Annotated in this window: 23 protein-coding genes and 1 pseudogene; 13 read left to right on the top strand and 11 right to left on the bottom strand. The window is 36.1% G+C overall.

What is annotated here, in order from left to right:
- Window positions 1–9 precede the first annotated feature (9 nt).
- Entirely contained in the window at window positions 10–1,056 is a 1,047-nt protein-coding gene (locus tag HZR84_07435; protein QNL21773.1) for an alkane 1-monooxygenase, read from the bottom strand.
- A gap of 66 nt (window positions 1,057–1,122) precedes the next feature.
- On the opposite strand from HZR84_07435, the gene HZR84_07430 reads away from it, so the two are divergent.
- Both HZR84_07430 and HZR84_07425 read left to right on the top strand, forming a co-directional pair.
- On the top strand, window positions 1,123–1,704 hold the full coding sequence (locus HZR84_07430) for a uracil-DNA glycosylase family protein (protein QNL21772.1): 582 nt from the start codon (window positions 1,123–1,125) through the stop codon (window positions 1,702–1,704).
- 74 nt (window positions 1,705–1,778) lie between these two features.
- Entirely contained in the window at window positions 1,779–4,526 is a 2,748-nt protein-coding gene (locus HZR84_07425; GenBank protein ID QNL21771.1) for an OmpA family protein, read from the top strand.
- Between the two features lie 5 nt (window positions 4,527–4,531).
- On the opposite strand, the gene HZR84_07420 is transcribed toward HZR84_07425, so the two are convergent.
- Window positions 4,532–4,720, bottom strand: a complete 189-nt coding sequence (locus tag HZR84_07420) for a hypothetical protein (protein ID QNL21770.1) — start codon at window positions 4,718–4,720, stop codon at window positions 4,532–4,534.
- Window positions 4,721–4,756: 36 nt separating this feature from the next.
- Between HZR84_07420 and HZR84_07415 the strand changes: the two genes are divergently transcribed.
- A complete protein-coding gene (locus HZR84_07415) occupies window positions 4,757–5,425 on the top strand; it encodes a DUF2461 domain-containing protein (protein ID QNL21769.1) in 669 nt (222 codons plus the stop codon).
- Between the two features lie 46 nt (window positions 5,426–5,471).
- Window positions 5,472–6,980 carry a transporter substrate-binding domain-containing protein gene (locus HZR84_07410; GenBank protein QNL23213.1) on the top strand — a complete coding sequence of 503 codons (1,509 nt, stop codon included), beginning with the start codon at window positions 5,472–5,474 and terminating at the stop codon, window positions 6,978–6,980.
- Between the two features lie 57 nt (window positions 6,981–7,037).
- On the opposite strand, the gene secDF is transcribed toward HZR84_07410, so the two are convergent.
- From secDF to HZR84_07380, 6 genes are read right to left on the bottom strand one after another with little or no spacing between them, the layout of a single operon-like run.
- Complete coding sequence (secDF, locus tag HZR84_07405) at window positions 7,038–10,103, bottom strand: protein translocase subunit SecDF (protein QNL21768.1); 3,066 nt, start codon at window positions 10,101–10,103, stop codon at window positions 7,038–7,040.
- 57 nt (window positions 10,104–10,160) lie between these two features.
- Window positions 10,161–10,502 carry a hypothetical protein gene (locus tag HZR84_07400; protein ID QNL21767.1) on the bottom strand — a complete coding sequence of 114 codons (342 nt, stop codon included), beginning with the start codon at window positions 10,500–10,502 and terminating at the stop codon, window positions 10,161–10,163.
- Between the two features lie 50 nt (window positions 10,503–10,552).
- Window positions 10,553–11,248 carry a TrkA family potassium uptake protein gene (locus HZR84_07395; protein QNL21766.1) on the bottom strand — a complete coding sequence of 232 codons (696 nt, stop codon included), beginning with the start codon at window positions 11,246–11,248 and terminating at the stop codon, window positions 10,553–10,555.
- A complete protein-coding gene (locus HZR84_07390) occupies window positions 11,248–11,862 on the bottom strand; it encodes a uridine kinase (protein ID QNL21765.1) in 615 nt (204 codons plus the stop codon). The genes HZR84_07395 and HZR84_07390 overlap by 1 nt, the downstream gene beginning before the upstream one ends.
- Window positions 11,859–12,449 (bottom strand): non-canonical purine NTP diphosphatase, encoded by a 591-nt coding sequence (locus HZR84_07385; protein QNL23212.1) that lies wholly within the window; start codon window positions 12,447–12,449, stop codon window positions 11,859–11,861. Before HZR84_07385 ends, HZR84_07390 begins: the two co-directional genes overlap by 4 nt.
- Window positions 12,449–13,189: a methyltransferase gene (locus HZR84_07380; protein QNL21764.1), complete on the bottom strand. Its 741-nt coding sequence runs from the start codon at window positions 13,187–13,189 to the stop codon at window positions 12,449–12,451. Before HZR84_07380 ends, HZR84_07385 begins: the two co-directional genes overlap by 1 nt.
- Before the next feature lie 121 nt (window positions 13,190–13,310).
- Between HZR84_07380 and HZR84_07375 the strand changes: the two genes are divergently transcribed.
- From HZR84_07375 to HZR84_07335, 9 genes and pseudogenes are all read left to right on the top strand, one after another.
- Window positions 13,311–14,210, top strand: a complete 900-nt coding sequence (locus HZR84_07375) for a MerR family transcriptional regulator (GenBank protein ID QNL21763.1) — start codon at window positions 13,311–13,313, stop codon at window positions 14,208–14,210.
- Window positions 14,211–14,394: 184 nt separating this feature from the next.
- A complete protein-coding gene (locus HZR84_07370) occupies window positions 14,395–14,895 on the top strand; it encodes an RNA polymerase sigma factor (GenBank protein ID QNL21762.1) in 501 nt (166 codons plus the stop codon).
- Window positions 14,896–16,371 carry a phytoene desaturase gene (gene crtI / locus HZR84_07365; GenBank protein QNL21761.1) on the top strand — a complete coding sequence of 492 codons (1,476 nt, stop codon included), beginning with the start codon at window positions 14,896–14,898 and terminating at the stop codon, window positions 16,369–16,371.
- A 4-nt stretch (window positions 16,372–16,375) separates the two neighbouring features.
- Window positions 16,376–17,212: a phytoene/squalene synthase family protein gene (locus HZR84_07360; GenBank protein ID QNL21760.1), complete on the top strand. Its 837-nt coding sequence runs from the start codon at window positions 16,376–16,378 to the stop codon at window positions 17,210–17,212.
- Window positions 17,209–17,736 carry an isopentenyl-diphosphate Delta-isomerase gene (idi, locus tag HZR84_07355; protein ID QNL21759.1) on the top strand — a complete coding sequence of 176 codons (528 nt, stop codon included), beginning with the start codon at window positions 17,209–17,211 and terminating at the stop codon, window positions 17,734–17,736. Before HZR84_07360 ends, idi begins: the two co-directional genes overlap by 4 nt.
- A gap of 1 nt (window position 17,737) precedes the next feature.
- Window positions 17,738–17,902 carry a Lacal_2735 family protein gene (locus HZR84_07350; protein ID QNL21758.1) on the top strand — a complete coding sequence of 55 codons (165 nt, stop codon included), beginning with the start codon at window positions 17,738–17,740 and terminating at the stop codon, window positions 17,900–17,902.
- A 36-nt stretch (window positions 17,903–17,938) separates the two neighbouring features.
- Window positions 17,939–19,204 (top strand): annotated as a pseudogene (locus tag HZR84_07345) (deoxyribodipyrimidine photo-lyase).
- A 213-nt stretch (window positions 19,205–19,417) separates the two neighbouring features.
- Window positions 19,418–19,879 (top strand): sterol desaturase family protein, encoded by a 462-nt coding sequence (locus tag HZR84_07340; protein ID QNL21757.1) that lies wholly within the window; start codon window positions 19,418–19,420, stop codon window positions 19,877–19,879.
- A 6-nt stretch (window positions 19,880–19,885) separates the two neighbouring features.
- Window positions 19,886–20,587 carry a lycopene cyclase domain-containing protein gene (locus HZR84_07335; protein QNL21756.1) on the top strand — a complete coding sequence of 234 codons (702 nt, stop codon included), beginning with the start codon at window positions 19,886–19,888 and terminating at the stop codon, window positions 20,585–20,587.
- Here the strand turns inward: HZR84_07335 and HZR84_07330 are convergent.
- From HZR84_07330 to HZR84_07320, 3 genes are all read right to left on the bottom strand, one after another.
- Window positions 20,577–21,356 (bottom strand): PhzF family phenazine biosynthesis protein, encoded by a 780-nt coding sequence (locus HZR84_07330; GenBank protein QNL21755.1) that lies wholly within the window; start codon window positions 21,354–21,356, stop codon window positions 20,577–20,579. The two genes, HZR84_07335 and HZR84_07330, sit on opposite strands and share 11 nt — an antisense overlap.
- 62 nt (window positions 21,357–21,418) lie before the next feature.
- Window positions 21,419–22,309 (bottom strand): hypothetical protein, encoded by an 891-nt coding sequence (locus HZR84_07325; GenBank protein QNL21754.1) that lies wholly within the window; start codon window positions 22,307–22,309, stop codon window positions 21,419–21,421.
- 44 nt (window positions 22,310–22,353) lie between these two features.
- Window positions 22,354–22,803 carry an ATPase gene (locus tag HZR84_07320; protein QNL23211.1) on the bottom strand — a complete coding sequence of 150 codons (450 nt, stop codon included), beginning with the start codon at window positions 22,801–22,803 and terminating at the stop codon, window positions 22,354–22,356.
- Between the last annotated feature and the right edge of the window lie 7 nt (window positions 22,804–22,810).

The following is a 22,810-nucleotide window of genomic DNA, read 5'->3' as shown; positions in this document are numbered from 1 at the left end:
AGTTTTAGCCTATTCACGAGGTAAATTTTCTATTCTTTTATTCATTATCATAAACCACAATGGGGGAAAAGCAGATAGTAACATCATTCCCGGATATCCTGTTGGCATTTGTGGAGAATTTTCGTGGTGTTTTAACAATTGGTATTTTTTACTAGCCTTAAAATGATGATCTGAATGACGCGATAATTCAAAAAGCATTATACGTCCAATAACATGATTGCTATTCCAGGAATGAATGGGTTTAACCCTTTCATAAAGCTTATCATTTACTTTATTTCTACTCAATCCATAATGTTCAATATAATTTACGGTTTCAAGAAGTAGGAATCCGATTGTGGCAGCTGCGATGAAATACAGCATCACATCAAAACTGAATATTAAAGCAATAAGGCCAATTAGAAAAAGTTGAATGAATTGAAATTGCAACATCTCATTTTGCAAAGAGAATTTTGCAAGTCCCTTTCGTTTCATCCGTTCAAATTCAATTTTCCAGGCTGAAATATAGCTGTACACAATGGATCGTATCCAAAAACTGTATAGCGATTCATTATATCGCGAGGATGCAGGGTCTTGATGGGTGCTAACATTTTTGTGATGCCCTCGGTTATGCTCAATATAAAAATGCATATAAAGAGAAGTCAGAAGTAAAGATTTTGAAAGGAATTGTTCAATTTTTGAACTTCTATGTCCTAATTCATGGGCCACATTAATACCCAGAACTCCACATAAAATTCCAAAGGCTGAAATCCTTCCGGCTGTTTCCCACCAAAGCAACGACTCCTGAATTGAAAATAAAAAGAATATTAGAAAAGCATACTGTACAGGAACAACCAGATAAAGCATCAAGTCAAATATTGGATCATTGCTTATCATTTCCTCTTCGAGTTCCGACAAATTGGAATCATCAGCACTAATGAATAGTTCAAGAAAAGGAATTAGAAGAAAGGCCTCTATTAAAGTGATATAGGTCCACCAGCCATTAGAAGTCAGTGAAATATAGACTGCCACCGGAATACTGAAAACAGATAAATACTTTAGTGCCTTTGCCCTTTTCATAAAATCAGATTATAAATTTCAGTAATGCTTAAATTAAAAGCAATTAAAATGGCAATTTGAAGATATATGTCACAGGAATTAGAACAATTATTACTTAAAATCAGAAAATGTACAATCTGTGAAGCTCATTTACCTCTTCGCCCAAAACCGGTATTGAGAGCAAGCACAAAATCTAAAATTGCAATTATCGGCCAGGCACCGGGAACAAGAGTTCATAAAACAGGCATTCCATGGAATGATCCAAGCGGTGATAAACTAAGGGAATGGTTAAATATGGATAGGTCATTATTTTACGATGAAGATCAAATTGCTATTATTCCAATGGGTTTTTGTTATCCGGGCAAAGGAAAATCAGGCGACTTACCACCAAGACCTGAATGCGCTCCGGAATGGCATGAGCAGCTTTTTAAAAAAATGCCTTCTGTTAAACTCTTTGTACTGGCAGGCAGCTATGCGGTAAGGTATTATTTACCGGAATTCCAAAAACAGACATTGGTTGAAACGATTAAGTTTTTTATAAAAAATGCGGATTCTAAGTTTATTCCCTTGGTGCATCCCTCTCCCAGAAATCGAATATGGTTGCAAAAAAACCCATGGTTCGAAAAATCGTATATTCCTAGGGTAAGAGAAAGAATTGGCAAGTCGTGATATAAAATGCCATTCACATATTTTGAAAAACCTGATATTTAACTGAAATTTATTCAACCATCTAAAAAACTTAAATGACTTTCAGGACCTTACAAATCTTCTTTATACTTCTTTCTATAAGTTTTAACAGTTTATGTCAGGACTGGAGTGAGGTGCTTAGAATTTCTGCAATTGATGGCCGAAATGATCTTCAATTTGGATATTCTGTGGATATCGACGGTAATTATGCAGTAGTAGGGGCCAATGGAATTGAAGGTGGCGCAGCATATGTATTTGAAAAACAAAGCAATGGCACCTGGAAAGAAATACATAAACTCAAAGGCTCAGATACCAAAGACCTGGATCAATTTGGAGGTTCTGTTTCGATTGACAGAGATATAATTGTTGTAGGAGCGGCCTGGTCTGACATAAAAAAAGGAGAATATACATATAAAGATGCGGGATCTGCTTATGTATTTAAAAGAGAAGGCAATCAATGGAAAGAGATTAAAAAAATCCAGGCGAATGACCCCTTCAATGAAGATCAATTTGGGATCAGTGTAGATGTTGACGGTAACACAATTCTTGTAGGAGCCATTTGGAATGATCTTGATGAAAATGGAAAAAAGAGAAGACAGGACGCGGGAGCAGCATATATTTTTGAAAATCAGAATGGGAATTGGGCTCAAAAACAAAAACTTGTACACAAGGACCGAAAACCCTTTGACTTATTTGGGGTATCTGTGAGTATTGATGGTGATTTAGCTTTGATCGGAGCTTATAGACAAGGATTTAATTCAAATAATAAAGATTATGTTGAATTTGCCGGTGCGGCATATGTGTTTAATAAAAATACAGAGGGCATATGGGAGGAAAAACAAAAGTTAACAGCAAAAAACAGGACAGAAGGTTCATTTTTTGGATACTCGGTTTCATTAAAAAACCAATTGGCACTCATTGGTGCTCAGGAACATAAGCTGGATGTTCACGGAGGAAGTAGTTTAAGAGGAAGTGGTGCTGCTTATATCTTTAAAAATAACGGAACAGAATGGGAACAAAGTCAGAAACTCACCCCTCTCGACAGACAAAAGGATGCTTTTTTTGGGGAGTCGGTTTATACGGATGGTAGTAAATGTATAATTGGAGCATGGGGTCAGCAATTAGACGGGAAAGGACAAAATTCGCTTGACACAGCCGGAGCAATGTACATTTTTGAAGATTCTGGCAACGGGAATTGGGTTGAAAAAGATAAACTGACACCGGGCAAAAGAAGAATCGGTGATCAATTCGGTATATCTGTGGCCATCGACGGTGAATATGCCATTGGCGGGGCCTGGGGTTTTGACCCTAAGGAAAAAGATACTGAAATGAGCTGGGCTGGTGCTGCATTTATATTTGCAAAATGTCACAAACCCGATTTAAAAATTTCTGCCTCTCATGAATTTATAAAATACGGGGATGATGTAATTCTTTCGGCTTCAGGCGCAGATTATTATGAATGGAATTCTGAGGTTAAAAATAATATTTCTTTCAGGCCAACAAAAACGGATAAGTACAAAGTAAAAGGCAGAAACTCGGATGGCTGTTATGCAGAAGCTGAGATTGAAATATTTGTTCGACAGGCAGAACTGGAGCAGGTTTCCATGAAAAAAGTACAGGTAAATAATGTAAAACCGGGTACGGTCAATGATTTTCGCATTATCCAATTGGGAAACAACCGATCGCTTGCAGCCAGCACCCAAGAGATCGTTCAAAAATTTAAAGGGCTAACTGTGTTGTCTAATTTGAAATTTAATGGCACTAATGAACCAGCTGCAAATGTCAATGTGCTATTACTGGATGAAAACGGAATGGTTTTAAAAAGAGGGATAACAAATTCGGCTGGGCAAGCTAAATTTGAAATGCTCGACCCCGACCTGACATACAACGTGGTAATTGATAAGAATGACCCTCAATTAGAATCTTTGGTACAAAAATCAGGAAAAGAAATCGCTCTAAAAAAGAAAGAATTTATTGACAAAGTTAGTGGTTATGCATTGCTGTCTCATATTGAATTTAAGGAATCCTCAGAGCCTGCTTCAGAGGTTTACGTATTGCTTTTGGATGAGAATGGATACGTGTTAAAAAAAGGGAAAACCAATAGCGAAGGAATCGCATTTTTTGAGGAATTGGAAAAGGACAAGAGCTATCGTGTAATAATTGATAAAAACCACCCATCCCTTAATGTCGATGTAAAATTAAACGGGAAAGTAATTACAATTGACACCAAAAGGATTTTAGAAAATTTTGAGCAACTCACTGTATTATCGCGCTTAGCCTATACAAATTCTGAAGACCCTGCTGCTGACGTTCCTGTCATGTTAGTTGATGAAAATGGAGTCGTGTTGAAAAAGGGAATTACTAATTCAGAGGGCATTGCAATGTTTGTGGTACCGGATGACAATCGAAAATATACGGTAATGATAGATGAAGGCATGCTAGGCGGAGATCTCAATGCAGGAGGCCAAGGGAATAAATTTGATAATATCTATTTTGACTTTAACTCAGATGTAATTCGCAAGGAGGCAATAGACATTTTAAAAAAGATGGCGGATGTATTGAAGCAAGAAAAAGACAAAAAAGTGGTGGTAAGAGCCCATACAGACGCATTGGGGAGTGATGAAATAAATGACCACCTGGCGAGACGCAGAGGTGAAAGCGTAAAAAGATACTTAATGAGTCAGGGCGTCGAAGCTTCTAGAATTCAGGTAGACCCTGTGGGTGATGACCAACCCATTGCAAGCAATGACAAGGACATAGGTAGGCAGCTAAACCGGAGAGTAGAGTTCGAATTTTTGAATTAGTAAATTCATTGAATCTCCGAGTCCTTTTTTTTCAGCTTTCTTCTATAAAATAAACCAAGTCCGATAAAAAGTAAGGCCAGTACGAGTTGTTTCCAATATCCCGGATCTCCATTAAAATAGGCGTAGATACTATTAAAGACAAAAAGTATTGCGGCCAAAAAATTCATTCCTACGGCCATTTTAATTAAATTCATTACGCATTTGTATTTAATACCAAACTAATCAAACTTATGGCATTTTTTAGTGAAGATTTCCACGCCTTTTTTACTGAACTCAGCAAAAACAACAACAAGGAATGGTTTGATAAAAATCGTAAACGCTACGAAATAGAAGTTAAAAATCCCTTTAAAAAATTCGTGGAACATTTGATTTCAAAAGTGCATAACATTGATCCCAATGTAAACATAGACGCAAAAGATGCCATTATGCGAATCAACCGGGACATCCGATTTTCAAAAGACAAGACACCATATAAAACACAAGCAGCAGCGGTGATTTCTGCCCGTGGGAGAAAGAATATGTCCATCCCCGGGCAATATTTTTCTTTGGGATTAAATGGTATGGAAATTTATGGAGGCCTTTATCAAACCGATAAAACGCAATTATACAATATAAGACAACATATAAGTTATAATCTGAAAATATTTGAAGATCTAATCAATGATCCAAAATTTAAAAAGCAATTTGGAGCCATTGAAGGAGAGAAGAACAAAATTATACCGGCAGAATTCAAAGCGGATGCAAAAACTCAAGCACTGATTTACAATAAAAGCTTTTACTACCGTTGCAATTTTAAACCAGAAGTTATTGTTAAAGAAAATCTCGATGAGATTTGGCTGGACTGCTATAAAACAGGCAAACCGGTTTGTGATTTCCTATACGAAGGTTCTCAGGGCTAAGAACTAAATTTTGATTTATGCATTAATTAGATATATTTATCTAATGATGTATATCCTTAAAAATACCATAAGGCAATATCATGCGCTGGTTTTAAGCATCTTTTTTACTTTCTTTTTAATTGCCTGCAGCAGTGAATCAAATCAAACCGACCTTGTTGAAGAAGTGCAATTAAACATTCCGGACCCCATCGATTTCGGACTTCAAAAAATTAAAGAACGCGGTAAGATAATCGCTCTGATCGATAATAACTCATTTAGCTATTTTCTTTATAAGGGACGGCCAATGGGTTTTGAATATGAACTTCTGAAGATGCTGTCTGAAGAATTAAAAGTCGAATTGGAAATAAAAATTGTAAAGGACATAGACAAAATGTTCAGAATGCTGAACGAAGGAGAAGGAGACATCATCGCCCATAATTTGACTGTAACCAGAGAAAGAAAAGAGTATGTAGACTTTACCAGGCATTTGGTTTTAACAAAACAGGTATTGGTTCAACGTAAACCTCAGGGTTGGAGACAAATGAAAGTCCATAACATAAAAAACAAATTAATAAGCACACCTCTGGAGTTGATCGGTAAGGATGTTGTCGTGCGCAAGAATTCTTCATTTAGTAAGCGCTTAGATAACCTATCTGATGAAATAGGTGGTGATATTAATATAATTGAGGCAGATGCTGATGTAGAAACAGATGAATTAATTATGCGTGTAGTGGAGGGAGAAATACAATACACCGTTGCGGATAAAAATGTGGCCATGATCATCGCCAATGAAATACCCGATATCGATATAAGTGTAGAGTTGAGCACTTCCCAAATGATAGCATGGGCCGTCCGAAAAAACGCCAATGAATTATTGGATACGATCAATAATTTTATTAATCGGAAAAAACAACAAGCGACTTTTAATGTCTTATATCGAAAATATTTCAATAGTGTTAACAGGAAGGATGTTAAAAAATTACTTTACAGTTATTACGAGAAAAAAATATCGCGCTATGATGAAATATTGAAAGCATCAGCTGATAGCCTTAACTGGGATTGGCTTCTATTGGCATCTATGGCTTATCAGGAATCGCGATTTGATCCCAAAGCCAAATCATGGGTAGGAGCAAGAGGCTTAATGCAGGTCATGCCGGCAACGGCAAAAGGCTTTGGATATTCAGGAGAGTCACTTTACGATCCAAAGCAGAATCTTCAAATGGCCACAAAGTATATTCGAAAATTGGATAAAATGTGGTCTAAGACAGTAAAAGACTCAGTTCAGAGAATAAAATTTGTTTTAGCTTCTTATAATGTTGGTCCCGGTCATGTCATTGACGCACGAAATCTGGCAAGAAAATTCGACAAGGACCCAACAATTTGGGATGAAAATGTAGAGGTAATGCTATTAAAGAAAGCCTATAAAAAGTATTATACAGACCCGTCTGTAAAACACGGTTATTGCCGTTGCTATGAACCTTACAACTATGTAAGAGAAATTTTTCAGCGATACAAATCTTATTTGCAATTAACTCAAAGAGACAAAAAAATTGATTCGGACTCTGTCGCGTTATAAAACAAAAAACCCCAATGTAATCCAAAGGGGCTTTTATTAAACAATAATTATCTCCAACTATTTAGCTGCCTTTTTAGCATCGGCAATCAATTGTTTCTTAGAAGTTTCAACAACAATCGGTGTAGCTATAAATATGGAAGAATATGTACCAACTAAGATTCCAATCAAAAGCGCAAATGAAAATCCTCTTAAGGCTTCACCACCAAATATGAAAAGAATCAATACCACCAATAATGTTGTTAATGAAGTCATCACAGTTCTGTTTAAAGTACTGTTAATTGACAAGTTCAGTGTTTCTGCAAGGTTTGATTTAAAATGCTCCTGCAAATACTCTCTTACACGGTCAAAAACAACCACGGTATCATTGATGGAATAACCAATAATAGTCAACATGGCGGCAATAAAAACCTGATCAACTTCATAAGCCACACCTAAAAGCCGCATAATAGACATCATTGAGAGCACCACAAGTACATCGTGAAATAATGCCACGATTGCACCCAGACCAAATTGCCATTTCCTAAACCTTATTAAAATGTAAAGGAAGATGACAATCAGAGAAAATATAACCGACTCCTGTGCGGTATTTTTGATGTCATCAGCAATGGTTGCGCCCACTTTCGATGAGCTTAAAACCTGAGGATTCTGATCTTTGTATTCATCCAGGCCAGACATCAAAGAGGCATTCACCTTTTCATCCGCTTCCGCAGATTCATCATCAACTAAATAACCTGTGGTTATCTTGATAGTATTATTTGAACCATATGTCTTTACTTCCACACTGGAATTATCAAAACTATTCGACAAATTGGTCCGAACATCAGGAACTGAAACCGGCTCATCAAATTGAACAACAAAAGACCTACCTCCTGTAAAATCCACACCAAGATTCAATCCATTCTGAAGGAAAATAGTGGATAATCCGAAAATAATGAGAATAGTTGAACCGATATAAGCCATTTTTCTTTTTCCAATAATATTCAGGTTCAAATCGGACAAAAGGTTTTTAGAAATAAAGGTTGAAAAATTAATCCCCCCCTCTTTATTTTTTCTTGTCATCCATTCCACGATAACTCTTGTTATAAAAACAGCGGAGAAGAAAGAACAAGCAATACCAATCATTAAAGTAACTGCAAATCCTTTAACTGGCCCTGAACCAAAAGTATACAGAATTACCCCGGTAAGGAAAGTGGTTACATTTGAATCCAGAATAGAGCTAAATGCTTTTTCATAACCCAGTTTGATGGCATTTAAAAGTGATTTCTGAGCCCGCAGTTCTTCCCTGATTCTTTCAAAGATGAGCACGTTGGCATCAATAGACATACCGATAGTCAATACTATTCCCGCAATACCTGGTAACGTAAGTGCTGCGTTTAACTGAGCCAGTATTCCAAGAATGAAAAATATATTTATAAAAAGCGCAATGTCTGCTACAAAACCACCTTTGTTATAATATAGCACCATAAACAAAATCACCAGCACAAGACCGGCTAAAATGGATGTAATGCCCTGACGAATGGATTCATCACCCAATGTGGATCCAACAATAGCTTCTTCCACAATCCTGGCCGGTGCTGGTAATGCCCCTGCTTTTAAGATGTTGGCAAGATCTTTTGATTCTTCCAGAGTAAAAGCCCCTGAAATTGCCGATCGTCCACCAGGAATTTCATTTTGTACAGTTGGAGCAGAATAAACTCTGTTATCGAGGACAATAGCAATTTTGCGATCGATATTTTCCGCAGTCAATCGCTTCCAGACTTTCGCTCCACGGGAATTCATTTGCATATTGATCTCATATCCTCTTCCGTCCTGAGATATATCGCTATTGGCATTAGTAATAACATCACCTTCCAAAGGCGCTTTTCCGTTTCTGCCTTTTCTAATTGGGAAGAGTTCAAATATTTCTTCTCCTGCCTGTGAAGTGCCAATGGGTTTAACCGACCAAAGAAATTCCAAATTGGGCGGAAAAAATGCTTTGATTTTTGGACTGCGCATTATTTCATTAATCTCGGCAGTATCTTTTCCAGGAAAAAATAATCTCCCGCTGTTCGGATCCACCCCGGTTAACAAAATAGAATATTCCTGTTGAGCAAGGCTGTCTTGAGCTGATATGCCCGAGTCCAAAGCAAGTGCATCAGAACTGCTGTCTTCTTCAAAACCCAATCCATCTGTAACTGACTCAGTAGTATCTTCTTCCAACAATGCCAGATTTTCATCCAAATCCTCGTCAATATCTAAGGTCAAAGGTTCATCAGAGATTTCTAAGTCGCCTGATTCAGTGCTGAGATCACTCCCTTCAGAATCGTTACCTTTTTCCAAAGCCTTTTCTGCTTTTTCCTTTTCTACGAGATAGTCATTAGCTTGTGCATAAAATTCTAAGAATTCATTGGGTTCATAAACCTCAAAAAATTCCAATTTTGCAACACCTTGTAATAATTTTCTTACTCTTTCCGGGTTGTCAACGCCCGGAAGCTCAACCTGTATTCTGTTGGTCCCTTCAAGCTGCTGAATATTTGGCTGCGTTACGCCAAATTTGTCAATACGCGTGCGAAGAATTGTAAAAGTTCTGTCGATGGCATCATCTATTTCAGCGCCAACAACTTTCAATACTTCATCATCTGTTGATGAATAGTCGATTCGACCTCTATTGGCCGTATTGGAAAAATAAGAACTAAGCTTTATACCCGGATTAATTTTCTGATACTCGGTATAAAATAAATCTATAAACTTATCCTGACTGTTTCTTTGGGCTTCACGAGCATTTTTAAGTGCCTCATTAAATTTGGGATCGGTGCTATTTCCCGCCATGGTCTTGATGATTTCTATGGGTGAAACCTCAAGCGTGACATGCATTCCTCCCTGAAGGTCAAGTCCAAAATTTAACTCGGTTTGTTTAACTTCCTTAAGGGTGAATTCCAAGCCCAACAAATTGTATACCGGTGCTGTCCATAGTGAGTCAAGGTATTTTTGCTTGCGGCCAAAATCAACTGTTCCGGTTGAATCTTTGGCAAATTCTGTTGCTTCCTTCGCTACATTTCTGGAAACAAATGTGAATGATAAATAATATACACACAGTAATGTGATAACAATGGTCAATGCGACCACAAATCCTTTGTTTTTCATTTTATTCTATTAAATTTTTGAGAAAATATTTTTAAGAGCGGGGCTTAGAAAAGACGCTTATGGCCCATGTACCTGTATGATTTTAGTAAAAAGCTTTTTCCAGGTAAGAATTGAAAAGTCTCTTAAGATAAAAGAAATGCTGGTCCTGTCGATTTTAGAAACCAGAAATAATTTTGGGGAAAGGGAGAATGTCTGCGAAACACTAAATTGAAAAGAAGAAATTATGGCTTCTGATGATGTACTGATATCAAGATTTTCCGTATCAGATTCTTCTTGTTGTGGTAAAGTCTCTTTTTCAGACTGTACCTTTTCCTTTTGGACGTGCAATTCGGGCACGGCCATGGAAACACTCAACGAAATGAGACAAAGAATTGATATGTAAAGAGTTAATCTTTTCATTTAGGGCTTGCAAAAGTATGTAATATTATTTAGCATACAAGCATTTTAACTTAGGTATTTATTTCAACAAAGCGTGCTATATCATTGTGTTTACCCATTATAATTAAAATGTCGGTGTCGTAAAGAAGTGTTTCTCCATGGGGAACACCTACTATATGTTGTACTTCCTGAAACTTGCCTTTCACCTTTTCTTCAAAGGTTCGTTTTACCGTTATGAGATTTAAGTGATAGTTTTCACGAAGTCCAAGATGGCCCAGGGTTTTATTCACAACTTTTTTTGGTGTTTTGATTTCAACAATTTCGTACTCATCAGGCAATTGAAGAAAAGATTTCATGGTAGGTTGCAATAACATTTCTGCCACGGTTTTACCAACCTCTCCTTCCGGAGATAAAATTTCCTGAACACCTACTTTTTGGAGTATCGCGTATTGTTGAGCATTGGCCGCCCTTGCTATAACCCGCTTTACTTTTAATTCCAGTAAAAGCACTGTCGTCATAAGCAAACCTTCAAAATTTTCACCAATGGCGACAACCACAGCGTCCATATCCTGAAGATTCTGTGACAACAAAGATTTTAAATCAGTTGAATCCATGGTAACGGCATGCGCAACGTCATCCTTAAGTGATTCTACTTTATCATGATCGAAATCTACGGCTAGTACCTCCGCCCCACGAGCAGCAAGAGTTTTTGCGATAGAGGTTCCAAATATTCCCAAACCGATAACAGCAAACTTTTGAGAGGCCATTATAAAAAAGTTTTAAGATGCGAAACTAGCACATTCAAAGCCTTTTCGAAAGAAGTGTGATTAGGAATGATGATATCGGCTTCAGATTGAAAAGGCTTTACATATTTTTCATAGGTTGGATAAACATGATTTTCATAGCGATATAAAACATCATTGATATCATATCCCCTTTCATTATTATCTCTGTTTATTCTTCTGATAAGCTTCACAGGTTCACTGGCTTCAATAAATAATTTTAAATCGTACAATTTTAGATATTCTGCTTTATAAAATGCAAAAAGACCCTCAGCTACTATAATAGGAGCAGGGGAGAAAGTTAGGGTATCAGGGATTTTATCAGGGTTATTAAAAGTGTATTCTTTTCGCCGAACAATACGGCCCGAGCGCAACTCACCTAAGTCCTTATAAAAAGCCTCATGATCTATGGATTGAGGCAGATCAAAGTTTTCGATACCGTTTTTATCTTTTGGCTGATTTTCACGGTCCAGATAATAGTGATCCTGAGAAACCAGACAAATTTCTTTAGAAGTGAATCGGTTTATTAATTCATTTATAAATAATGTTTTGCCTGAAGCGCTTCCTCCCGTGATCCCTATGAGATATGGTTTTTTCAAGTTGATTGTAATTTTAAGAATCCCGCTAATTTATCAATTGCCCTTGCCCTATGGCTAATTTTATTTTTATCTTCTACCGGCATTTCTGCAAAGGTCATGGTTTTTCCATAGGGCAAAAAAATCGGATCATATCCAAAGCCCTTAACGCCAATTCTTTCATTAGTAATCTCACCTTTAACAATCCCTTCAAAATAGTAGTCTTTGCCATTTAATATTAAGGCAATGATGGTTTTAAATTGTGCCGCCCTGTTATTTTCACCTTTGAGATCTTCTAAAACTTTGGCCATATTTTTTTCACTGTTAGGTGGCTTGCCGGCATAGCGGGCAGAATAAACCCCCGGCTTCCCATCCAATGCGTAAATTTCTAATCCGGTATCGTCTGCAAAACAATTTAGATTAAATTTATTGTAAACAAATTTGGCTTTAGCCATGGCATTTTCCTTGAGTGTTTCAAAGGGTTCGGGTATTTCTTCAACACAATTGATGTCTTTTAGGGACATAATATTATAGGGAAGATTTTTGAAAAGAGATTTAATCTCAAAAACCTTATTTTGATTGTTTGTGGCAAACACCAATTCTTTCATTATTAAAAATTAAGATAAAACTCTTTACATAAATTGATATAGGAAGGGTGATATTGATGTCTCATATTTTCTTCAATAATCAGGTTATTTTCACTTTCATTTACTTCTGAGGAATTTGTAAATTCCAAAATAATTCGATGGACCTCATGATTTTGAGTTGGGCGGATGTATAATTTTGAACTGCAAAACAAACCGTAATCTTCCGCAAGAGAAAACAATTGATTCATCTGCTCCACTGGATAAATAATAGTGACTTTGCCATTAGCCGTCAGACTCTTGGATGCAAAAAGAAATAAATCTTCCGGACTTAATGAATTTGAATGTTTGCTACGGCTGTTAGTCTTGTTCTGTGGGAGCAAGGCACGACTGAAATAAGGTGGGTTGGAAACAATCAAGTTAAACTTTTCTTTGATTTCAAAATTTTTTAAGGCCTGGTTGATTAAAAACAGTCTGTTTTTAAAAGGGCTGGATTGAAAGTTATTTTTAGCTTGTAAAGCAGTATCGCCATCTATTTCAAGTGCATAGACATCTGCCTTTTCAAATCTTTGAGCGAGCATTAAAGCTATAATGCCGGAACCGGTTCCTATATCTAATATTTTTTTCAGATGGCATTTCCTCCCGGCCCAGGCACCTAAAATTACAGCATCGGTACCTATCTTAAATGATGGCCCCCCGTGAAAAAGTCCAAATCTTTTAAATCTAAAATAGTTCTGTTTATATTTTTGAAATGAATTAATTTTCATTGCATAAAACAAATTTGGTTTTTTTAGTATTAATAAATGGTATTAGTTCCATATTTCAAAGAAAAACGATTCAGAAACACACCTCAAATAGTTAAAAGAGACATAAATATTTAGTTTAAGCATGGCGGAGTATTCGATTAAGGATTTGGAGAGATTAACTGGTATTAAAGCTCATACTTTGAGAATTTGGGAAAAGAGACATACCATAATCGAACCTAAGCGAACGCCTACAAACATCAGGTACTATTCTGATGATGATCTTAAGAAAATTTTAAATATTTCTATTTTAAATAATAATGGTTTCAAGATAAGCACCATTGCTGACCTTGATGAGGAAGAACTCAATGAGCGTGTGATGTCAATCAGCCAGGCATCGGATAAATCATCTAACTTCATCGATCAATTGACCATAGCAATGATCGAACTGGATGAAGGTAAATTTGAAAGAATTCTATCCGTTGTTACCTTAAGAATGGGCTTTGAAAACACTGTAACAGGAGTTCTTTACCCTTTTCTTGATAAAATAGGAATACTTTGGCAGACCGGTAAAATAAATCCAGCCCAGGAACATTTCATTTCAAATCTCATCAGACAAAAGCTAATTGTAGCCATCGACAGCTTACCCAATCATTCTAATAGCAGACTACCGGCAGTTCTGCTGTATTTACCGGAAAATGAATTACATGAGATTGGCTTATTGTTTTATTCCTATTTAGCCAAAAAAATGGGCTTTAATGTTGTCTATCTTGGACAGACCGTTCCTTTTAATGATTTAAAATCTGTGGTCAAAATCAGAACTCCTAAAATAATTATCACAAGTATAAGTACTCCAATACCGGTATCCTCACTAAAAAATTACCTAAGCCAAGTCTCTGAGCAATTCTCAAATTCAGAAATATTCATTTCCGGATATCAGATAAGCGATAAGGTCGTTGCCTCATTTGATAACATCCACAGAGTGAACAATGCAATCGCATTAAAAGAAAGCCTTCAACAACAGGCAGATCTTTACCTTTCCTAAGACTAATTACTATTTTGTTTAAATATATATTTTAAACGTTAAACACGCTTAAATACAGCACAATGCCCATTTTAAAGTCATTTATTAAAGTATAATTGCTTATCTGGCAAAAATAATTGATTAAATGTTTGGTTTTTTGTTTAATGTTTGACTACATTTGTTAAACAAACCAAAATTAAACATCATGACTGCGATAGAATTTAACTCTCAAGTAACAGGTCTTTATAAAACTTTAGAATTATTTACTAGAAGATTTACCAACGACAGAGATGAAGCATTGGACCTTGTTCAGGAAACTGTTTTAAAAGCCTTCAAGTACAGAGATAAGTACACTCATAATACCAATCTGAAGGCATGGTTGTTTACTATAATGAGAAATACCTTTATAAATAATTACAGAAAAGCTTCCAAAATGAAGTCTACAATTGATACGGACCAGGAACTGTATTATCTTAGTGTAGAAGACAAGAGCAATTTCTCTACTCCGGATCAGAAGCTTCAGTTTAAAGAAATTAAGAAAAATATACAAAAGGTTAAAAAGGAATTTAGAGTGCCATTTGAAATGCATGTAGAAGGATATAAATATAACGAGATAGCAGATAAACTTGGCATTCCTTTGGGAACAGTAAAAACGAGAATATTTTACGCTAGAAAAGAAATTCAAAAACATCTCAAAGTAGCATAAGTGTCAAAAAAGGTAATAGTCATTGGTTCCGGATTTGCCGGCATATCCGTAGCAGCTAACCTTGCGAAGTCAGGTTTTTCAGTAACAGTACTTGAAAAAAATGAACAACCGGGTGGCAGGGCAAGATCTTTTGAATCGAATGGCTTCCTGTTTGACATGGGCCCCAGCTGGTATTGGATGCCCGAAGTGTTTGAGAATTTTTATCAGTCATTTAAGAAAAAAGCATCTGATTATTACAATTTAATCAGACTCGATCCTTCTTACCGCGTCTATTTCGGTGAGAAGGATTTTTTAGATATCCCCGCTAAAATGGAAGAGTTGGAAAATTTATTTGAACAGCTTGAACCCGGGTCTTCTAAAAACCTTAAAAAATTTATCAGTGAATCGGCGTATAAATATGAAGTAGGCATGCGCGACCTGGTGCATAAGCCAGCGAAGTCTATTTTGGAGTTTGCTGATTTACGTCTCTTAAAGGGGATGCTTAAAATGCACGTATTCCAAAGCATTTCTAATTATATAAAAAAATATTTTTCCCATCCGCGCTTAATACAATTACTTGAATTTCCTGTACTTTTTCTTGGGGCAACGCCCTGGAAAACCCCGGCTCTTTACAGTTTAATGAATTATGCCGACATGGCTTTGGGGACCTGGTACCCTATGGGCGGAATGCACAATATAGTAAAGGCAATGAAAGATATTGCTGAAGAACAAGGTGTTGTTTTCAAAACCGGAATCAATGTTGAAGCCATAAAGTCAGAAGGCCGAAATGTAAAAGGTGTATTTGCCGGAGATCACTTTTATGAAGCCGACATTGTCGTGGGAGGTGCGGATTATCATCATATAGATCAGCATTTACTTGCACCTAATGTCCGAATGTATTCCGATGACTATTGGCAAAAAAGAGTTATGGCCCCTTCGTCCCTTATATTTTATTTAGGCGTCAATAAAAAAATAGAAGGATTGCAACATCATAATCTTTTCTTTGATCAGGATTTTGTTGAGCATGCCAAGGAAATTTATGAATCGCCGAAATGGCCGGAAAATCCACTTTTTTATGTATGTTGTCCATCAAAAACGGATCCCTCCGTGGCACCGGAAGGAAAAGAAAACTTGTTCATCTTGGTACCGGTGGCTCCGGATTTGGAAGATAATGAAGAGATAAGGGAGCATTATTATAATATGGTAATCGGTAGATTGGAAAAAATTATTGGTCAAAAAATTAAAGAAGATATCATTTATAAGAGGAGTTTTGCTCATAAGGATTTTATCTCAGATTACAATGCGTTTAAGGGGAATGCCTATGGTTTGGCAAATACACTTAGGCAAACAGCAATATTAAAACCAGCTTTAAAGAACAAAAAGTTAAATAATTTATTTTATACAGGACAATTGACGGTTCCGGGTCCGGGGGTACCGCCTTCTATTATATCCGGACAGGTAGTGGCGAAAGAGATTAATAAGGCATTTAAGGCTTAAAAACATGAAACAGCTCTTTGACGAAGTATCACTCAAATGTAGTCAACTTACTACCCGATCCTATAGCACATCATTTTCAATGGGTATTCGACTTTTAAGCAAAGAAATTCGTGGCCCGATATATTCAATTTATGGATTTGTCAGATTTGCGGATGAAATTGTTGATACCTTCCACGATTACAATAAGGAGGAACTTCTTAAAGAATTTACTAAAAACACATACCGTGCGATTGAAAACGGAATTAGTTTAAACCCCATTTTAAACTCTTTTCAGAAAACAGTAAATGAATTCGAAATCCCCATTCAACTTATTGATCAGTTTCTTCACAGCATGGAAATGGATCTGGATTTGGACAGTTGCAATAGAGAGGATTATGAAGAATACATTTTGGGTTCAGCTGAAGTTGTTGGATTGATGTGTTTAAAAGTATTTGTCAATGGTAATACATCCGAATACGAAAGACTTAAGCCCTTCGCGATGGCTTTGGGTTCTGCTTTTCAAAAAATAAATTTCTTAAGAGACCTTAACGCCGATTACAAAAATTTGGGCAGATCCTATTTTCCCGGTTTGGAAGTTGAAAATTTTGATGAAAACAGTAAAAAGCTGATCGAAGATGAAATTTCCAATGACTTCAAAAAAGCCTATGAAGGAATAGTCCAATTGCCCAAAAAGGCGCGCTTTGGCGTCTATCTGGCTTATGTTTATTATCTGGCATTATTTGAAAAAATAAAGAACACCCATTCTTCCAAAGTAATTGAATCCAGAATCAGAATACCCAATGAAAGAAAGTATGCGATTTTGGTCAGTTCTTATGTTCGTCATCAAATAGGCCTAATATGATTCAAGAGCATGTCATATTGGTAGATGAGTCTGATAATGAATTGGGCACAATGGAAAAGATAGAAGCTCATAAAAAAGGGGTGTTACACAGGGCTTTTTCAGTTTGCATTTTTAATGACAAGGGCGAAATGCTGATTCAAAAAAGAGCGGCTGATAAGTATCATTCACCCGGGCTTTGGACAAATGCTTGTTGCAGCCATCCCAGAAAAGGCGAGAATATTCACGAGGCGGCCAAAAGAAGGTTGGAAGAGGAAATGGGTATTCAAACCACAATTGAAAAGGCTTTTTCATTTTTATACAAGACCCGTCTTGAAAAAGGCATGATAGAACACGAATTGGATCATGTACTAATCGGAAAGTACAATGAAGAACCAAACATTAACCTGGCCGAGGTTGAGGATTGGAAATACATGAAACTTAATGATATTCAGGAAAGCATAATGAAAAAGCCTGAAATGTGGACTGAATGGTTTAAAATAATCATGCCTAAAATAAGTTTATATTATTCACCAATATTTGTATAACATGTTTGGAATTTTTGGAGGAGGAGAAAAAAAGAAATTGGAAAAAAAGTATCAAAAGCTTTTGGAAGAAGCCAGAGATTTACAAAGAAAAGGCGATATAAAAGCTTACGCTGTTAAATCTGAAGAGGCCGATAAAATTGCAGATCAAATAAAAGCCCTGTCATAATTGTATAACTTTTCTTCAGACACCACAATTTTTTGGATGAGAAGAGATCTAAGGTTATTTGATAATCACGGTCTATATCGTGCATTAAAAGATAGAGGAAATGTGTTGGTTCTTTTCATATTTGACAAAAATATTCTTGACGAGCTAGAAGATGAGGAAGATAAACGACTTCTGTTTATTCATCAGGAACTTGAAAAAATCAATAATGAACTTCAAAAATATGGCAGTTCATTAATTACCTATTATGGTAATCCCGAAGACTTTTTCCAGGGCATAGAGGTAAAAGCAGTTTATACAAATCAGGATTATGAACCCTATGCAAGAGAAAGAGATCAAAAAATTAAGGACAAACTTGTTTACCGAGGAATAGCCTTTCATAGTTTCAAAGATCAAATCATATTTGAAAAGACGAGATCGTAAAAAGATGATGGCGAGCCTTATTCAGTTTTTACACCTTACTCTAAAAAATGGTTGGAGGCTTTTAGAAATTCTGAAATGGAATTCTTTCCTTCCGAAGAATTCATGGACTCTTATTCACAAATTGAGGCACAGGAAATAATTCCACTGGAAGAAATGGGATTTAAAAAATTCAATTTTGAATTTCCAGATAGAACAGTTGATAAGGATTTAATAAAAGAATATAAAAATAAAAGGAATCTACCTGCTGAAAAGGGCACCAGCAGATTGAGTATTCATTTCAGATTTGGAACCATTAGCATTAGGGAGATGACCCAATTGGCCGATCAATACAGTTCTACATGGCTCAACGAATTGATCTGGCGAAACTTTTATATGGTTATTTTATGGCATCATCCCCGTGTTGTGGATCAATCGTTCAAGCCTGCTTACGATAAAATTAAATGGCGGAACAATGAATCAGAATTTGAGGCCTGGTGCGAAGGAAAAACCGGCTATCCGATTGTAGATGCCGGAATGAGACAATTAAATCAAAGCGGGTATATGCACAATCGGGTCAGAATGATAACCGCCAGCTTTCTTACCAAACATTTACTTATCGATTGGCGCTGGGGCGAAGCCTATTTTGCAAAAAAATTGATGGATTATGAACTGGCTTCAAACAATGGCGGTTGGCAATGGGCCTCAGGAAGCGGTTGTGATGCAGCACCTTATTTTAGGGTTTTCAATCCTGAACTACAGACTAAGAAATTCGATCCCGAAATGAAATATATCAAAAAATGGGTTCCTGAATTTAAAAGCAATGCGTATCCAAAACCTATTGTTGAACACAAAATGGCCAGAGAAAGAGCCTTGGATACTTATAAAAGCGCATTAAACGGTTAAATTTCCAAATTTTTATCATTTAGAAAAATTGTGAAATTTTTTTAACAAAAAGTTAAACAATTCTATAACACTCAGGTTTATTAATTGAACGTAATAAGTTTCTCATACTAATAGTTTCAATTCCATACTTTTAATTGCGAAAAAAAGTCTTCGGCTTCCGGAGACTTTTTTTATTTAGTTTTGTTATTAAGCTTTATAAGTAATGCCTCATAAATGATATTATTTGCTCTTATAACGATTGTAACTTTTTTATTTATGGAGTTCATGTCCTGGTTTACACACAAATATGTAATGCATGGATTCCTGTGGGTCTTACATGAGGATCATCATGTACCTCAAAAAGGTACTTTCGAAAAAAACGATGCTTTTTTTCTAATGTTTGCCATCCCTAGTTCCTTGCTAATGATTTTTGGATCCATAAATGCGCTTGATTACCGATTTTTTATAGGATTGGGAATACTACTCTATGGCATTGCATATTTTCTTGTTCATGAAGTTTTAATTCATCAAAGGTTGCCATGGTTTAAGCGAACCAATAATGTATATTTCAGAGCAATTAGAAAAGCGCACAAGGTTCATCATAAACATTTACAAAAAGAAGAGGGCGAATGTTTTGGAATGCTTCTGGTTCCAATGAAATATTTTAAAGAAGCTTCTAAAAGTGCGAAAAAATAATAGCTATTGATGAACTACCTCTATCTACTCATCAATATTTTCACAATATCTATTCCTTTAATACGCAGTTTTGAACCAAAAATTCACTACTACAAAAATTTTAAAGCGCTATTTCTTGGGATTCTAATAGCAGGAACAATATTTATTATTTGGGATATATTTTTTACAATTAATGGGTTTTGGGGCTTTAATTCTAAATATTTGACGGGAATCACGGTGTTTCATTTGCCCATTGAGGAATGGATGTTTTTTATTACGGTCCCTTTTGCAAGTGTATTTATTTATGAAGTACTCAATTATTTTCTGGGCCCGGATCATTCCGTTAAAGACAAACATCCATTTGGAATTAGTTTATCATTAATACTTATTGCCTTTGGAATCTTAAATCTTGACAAATGGTATACCTCTATCACTTTTTTATCTACAGGCCTTTATCTTTTCTATCTGTCATATGTTTTAAAAGAGAAATGGCTCAGTAAATTTTTCAGAGCTTATGTTGTAATACTTATACCATTTTTTATCGTGAATGGAATTTTAACGGGGACTGCTATTGAGGAGCAAATTGTCTGGTATAACAATGCCGAAAATCTTGGAATTCGAATATTTACCATTCCAATAGAAGACAGCATTTATGGGATGCTTTTGATTTTAATCAATGTTCATGTACTTGAGAAATTCAGAAATTCTCCAGTTGATTCTAAATTTTGATCTCTCCTACAAGATAGGTGACAGCTGTACCTTTAATCTCTACTCTTTCACCCAAATCTACACAATGTAAATGGCCACCTCTGGCTGATATCTGTTGCGCCGACATTTCTTTTTTATGTAAGCGTTTAGACCAATAGGGAATTAACATGGTATGGGCAGAACCGGTCACAGGATCTTCATTTATTCCCACCCTTGGCGCAAAAAAGCGCGAAACAAAATCTACTTTGTCGCCTTTGGCAGTGACAATAATTCCTCTTGTATCGACTTTGTTTAAAAGATTAAAATCCGGATTTATATCTTTTACTTCTTTCTCAGAATCCAGAATCATCATATAATCATCATTCTTATAAAGCTCAACAGGCAGAGCACCCAAACCTTCAAATAATCCATCCGGTAATTTCGCTATGTTAAAATTCTTTGCCGGAAAATTGAGCACGAGACCATCTTTTTCCTTTCTCACCATCAATTCACCACTTTTTGAAGAAAATTTTAAAGTCTTTGAATTATTATTTAAATAATTAATGATAACATGCGCAGATGCAAGCGTAGCATGGCCACAAAGATCGACTTCAAGTTTTGGCGTAAACCAGCGAATGTCAAAAATCTCATCTTTTTTTACAAAGAATGCTGTTTCCGCTAAATTATTTTCTTCCGCAATTTTTTGCATGACTTCATCCGATAGCCATTTTTCCAAAGGGACAACCGCAGCCGGATTTCCTTTAAATACTTCTGATGCAAAGGCATCAATTTGGTAAATTTTTAGCTTCATTCTGAAAATTGAATTTCAAATTGTGAATTATAAACTCCGTGCAAGGTAATAAATTTCGAAATTTAGCGATTTGAGGCGGTAGCTGATTCTATTATTTTATCATCTTTTACTATTCGTTGTTCATCTGCTTTTCTATAGTCAAAAAGCATGTTTCCCCTTTTATCCCACTCGTACATAATAAAAGCCTGTTCGCTCTTTACCCTCGGATAACTAATGTCCATTTTTCTTCGCTGGGATCCGGGATGATAAATTCTCCATCTACCTACTTTTCTATTTTCTTTATAAGTTCCTGTTACGCGCAGTGTTCCATTCTCATTAAAATAGACATAATCACCTTCTTTTCTTCCCCATACAATTGGCACTACTTCTTTTATTTTTGTCCTTTCAATATCATAATATGTGATATCCGATTCTTTAGGCCAGCCTTTGTAATAATATTCTTTGTCGACCAGAATGGTATCTAAATCGTATTTTACCCACCTTCCATGTTTGGTTCCGATATAAAAATTACCTTCTTCGACAACCATTTTATTGACATATTTTTTGTAAGGGCCGTGTAAAATTCTCATGACCTTTTTATCATTTACAACCTTGGAAGCTCTACCGGTCCCGATTTTTCTTTTTTGCACATCAAACCAAAACACTTCCTTCACATAAGGATTGGGTTCAATAAATTCTTTAAGAACATGATAAGTTTCAATGGTAACCTTTCTGCCTCTTTTAACTGCTGGTGTAAAAGCTTTTTTGGTTTTCAGACCGTAAAAAACCCTTTTCTTTTTTTTCTTTTTATCCTTTTTTTCCTCCTCTTCTTTTTCTTCGTCGGGGTTTAAATCAAGAGTAGGTTTAGCTTCTTCACTGATAAATATTTTCCCTTTGTCCTTAACCTGTGCAGTTACAGTTTGAAAAAGGGTCAACAGAAACACTACTGAAATAAATTTCCAGTTATTCTTCATATCATGTTAAACGGATGATAATTTATCTTATTGAGTCTTGTGCTTTATAATGCACCTCTCAATAGGAACAAAGCTGCGAATGCAATAATTGCATATAATTCAGGAAACACAGCCATTATAAGTGTTTGACCGAAAACGTCATTTCCCGATCCAATACTATCAATTCCACTGGCACAGACACGACCCTGATATATTCCTGAAAAAAGCGCTGCAAGACCCAATCCTATGCCACTTCCTAAAATGGCTGCGGCCTGAAGCATTGTAATTTCCGGAACTAATAAATCCTTCATAAGAAAGAAGCCGGCAAAACCATAGAGACCCTGTGTTCCGGGTAAAGCGGCCAGCACTATAAATGAACCAAAGGCTTCTTTTCTCTTTTTCAATGCACCAACGGTAGTCATGGCACCTAGAGCTGTACCAATGGCACTGCCAATTCCTGGCAATCCTACGATTAATCCTAAACCGATAGATGCTAATATTAGGGGAAGATCAATACTCGTT

The sequence above is a fragment of the Hyphobacterium sp. CCMP332 genome, assembly GCA_014323545.1.
GTDB lineage: Bacteria > Bacteroidota > Bacteroidia > Cytophagales > CCMP332 > CCMP332.
The sequence above is the reverse complement of the archived record's forward strand: the minus strand, read 5'-3'. Positions and strand labels throughout refer to the sequence as shown.

Excerpts from the sequence above, each read along its gene's own strand:
- HZR84_07375 (QNL21763.1), top strand. The coding sequence starts at position 13,311 with ATGGCGGAGTATTCGATTAAGGATTTGGAGAGATTAACTGGTATTAAA.
- secDF (QNL21768.1), bottom strand. The coding sequence starts at position 10,103 with ATGAAAAACAAAGGATTTGTGGTCGCATTGACCATTGTTATCACATTA.
- HZR84_07360 (QNL21760.1), top strand. The coding sequence starts at position 16,376 with ATGAAACAGCTCTTTGACGAAGTATCACTCAAATGTAGTCAACTTACT.
- HZR84_07340 (QNL21757.1), top strand. The coding sequence starts at position 19,418 with ATGATATTATTTGCTCTTATAACGATTGTAACTTTTTTATTTATGGAG.
- HZR84_07435 (QNL21773.1), bottom strand. The coding sequence starts at position 1,056 with ATGAAAAGGGCAAAGGCACTAAAGTATTTATCTGTTTTCAGTATTCCG.
- idi (QNL21759.1), top strand. The coding sequence starts at position 17,209 with ATGATTCAAGAGCATGTCATATTGGTAGATGAGTCTGATAATGAATTG.
- HZR84_07325 (QNL21754.1), bottom strand. The coding sequence starts at position 22,309 with ATGAAGAATAACTGGAAATTTATTTCAGTAGTGTTTCTGTTGACCCTT.
- HZR84_07415 (QNL21769.1), top strand. The coding sequence starts at position 4,757 with ATGGCATTTTTTAGTGAAGATTTCCACGCCTTTTTTACTGAACTCAGC.
- HZR84_07330 (QNL21755.1), bottom strand. The coding sequence starts at position 21,356 with ATGAAGCTAAAAATTTACCAAATTGATGCCTTTGCATCAGAAGTATTT.
- HZR84_07380 (QNL21764.1), bottom strand. The coding sequence starts at position 13,189 with ATGAAAATTAATTCATTTCAAAAATATAAACAGAACTATTTTAGATTT.
- HZR84_07350 (QNL21758.1), top strand. The coding sequence starts at position 17,738 with ATGTTTGGAATTTTTGGAGGAGGAGAAAAAAAGAAATTGGAAAAAAAG.
- HZR84_07425 (QNL21771.1), top strand. The coding sequence starts at position 1,779 with ATGACTTTCAGGACCTTACAAATCTTCTTTATACTTCTTTCTATAAGT.
- HZR84_07400 (QNL21767.1), bottom strand. The coding sequence starts at position 10,502 with ATGAAAAGATTAACTCTTTACATATCAATTCTTTGTCTCATTTCGTTG.
- HZR84_07370 (QNL21762.1), top strand. The coding sequence starts at position 14,395 with ATGACTGCGATAGAATTTAACTCTCAAGTAACAGGTCTTTATAAAACT.
- HZR84_07410 (QNL23213.1), top strand. The coding sequence starts at position 5,472 with ATGTATATCCTTAAAAATACCATAAGGCAATATCATGCGCTGGTTTTA.
- HZR84_07430 (QNL21772.1), top strand. The coding sequence starts at position 1,123 with ATGTCACAGGAATTAGAACAATTATTACTTAAAATCAGAAAATGTACA.
- HZR84_07420 (QNL21770.1), bottom strand. The coding sequence starts at position 4,720 with ATGAATTTAATTAAAATGGCCGTAGGAATGAATTTTTTGGCCGCAATA.
- HZR84_07395 (QNL21766.1), bottom strand. The coding sequence starts at position 11,248 with ATGGCCTCTCAAAAGTTTGCTGTTATCGGTTTGGGAATATTTGGAACC.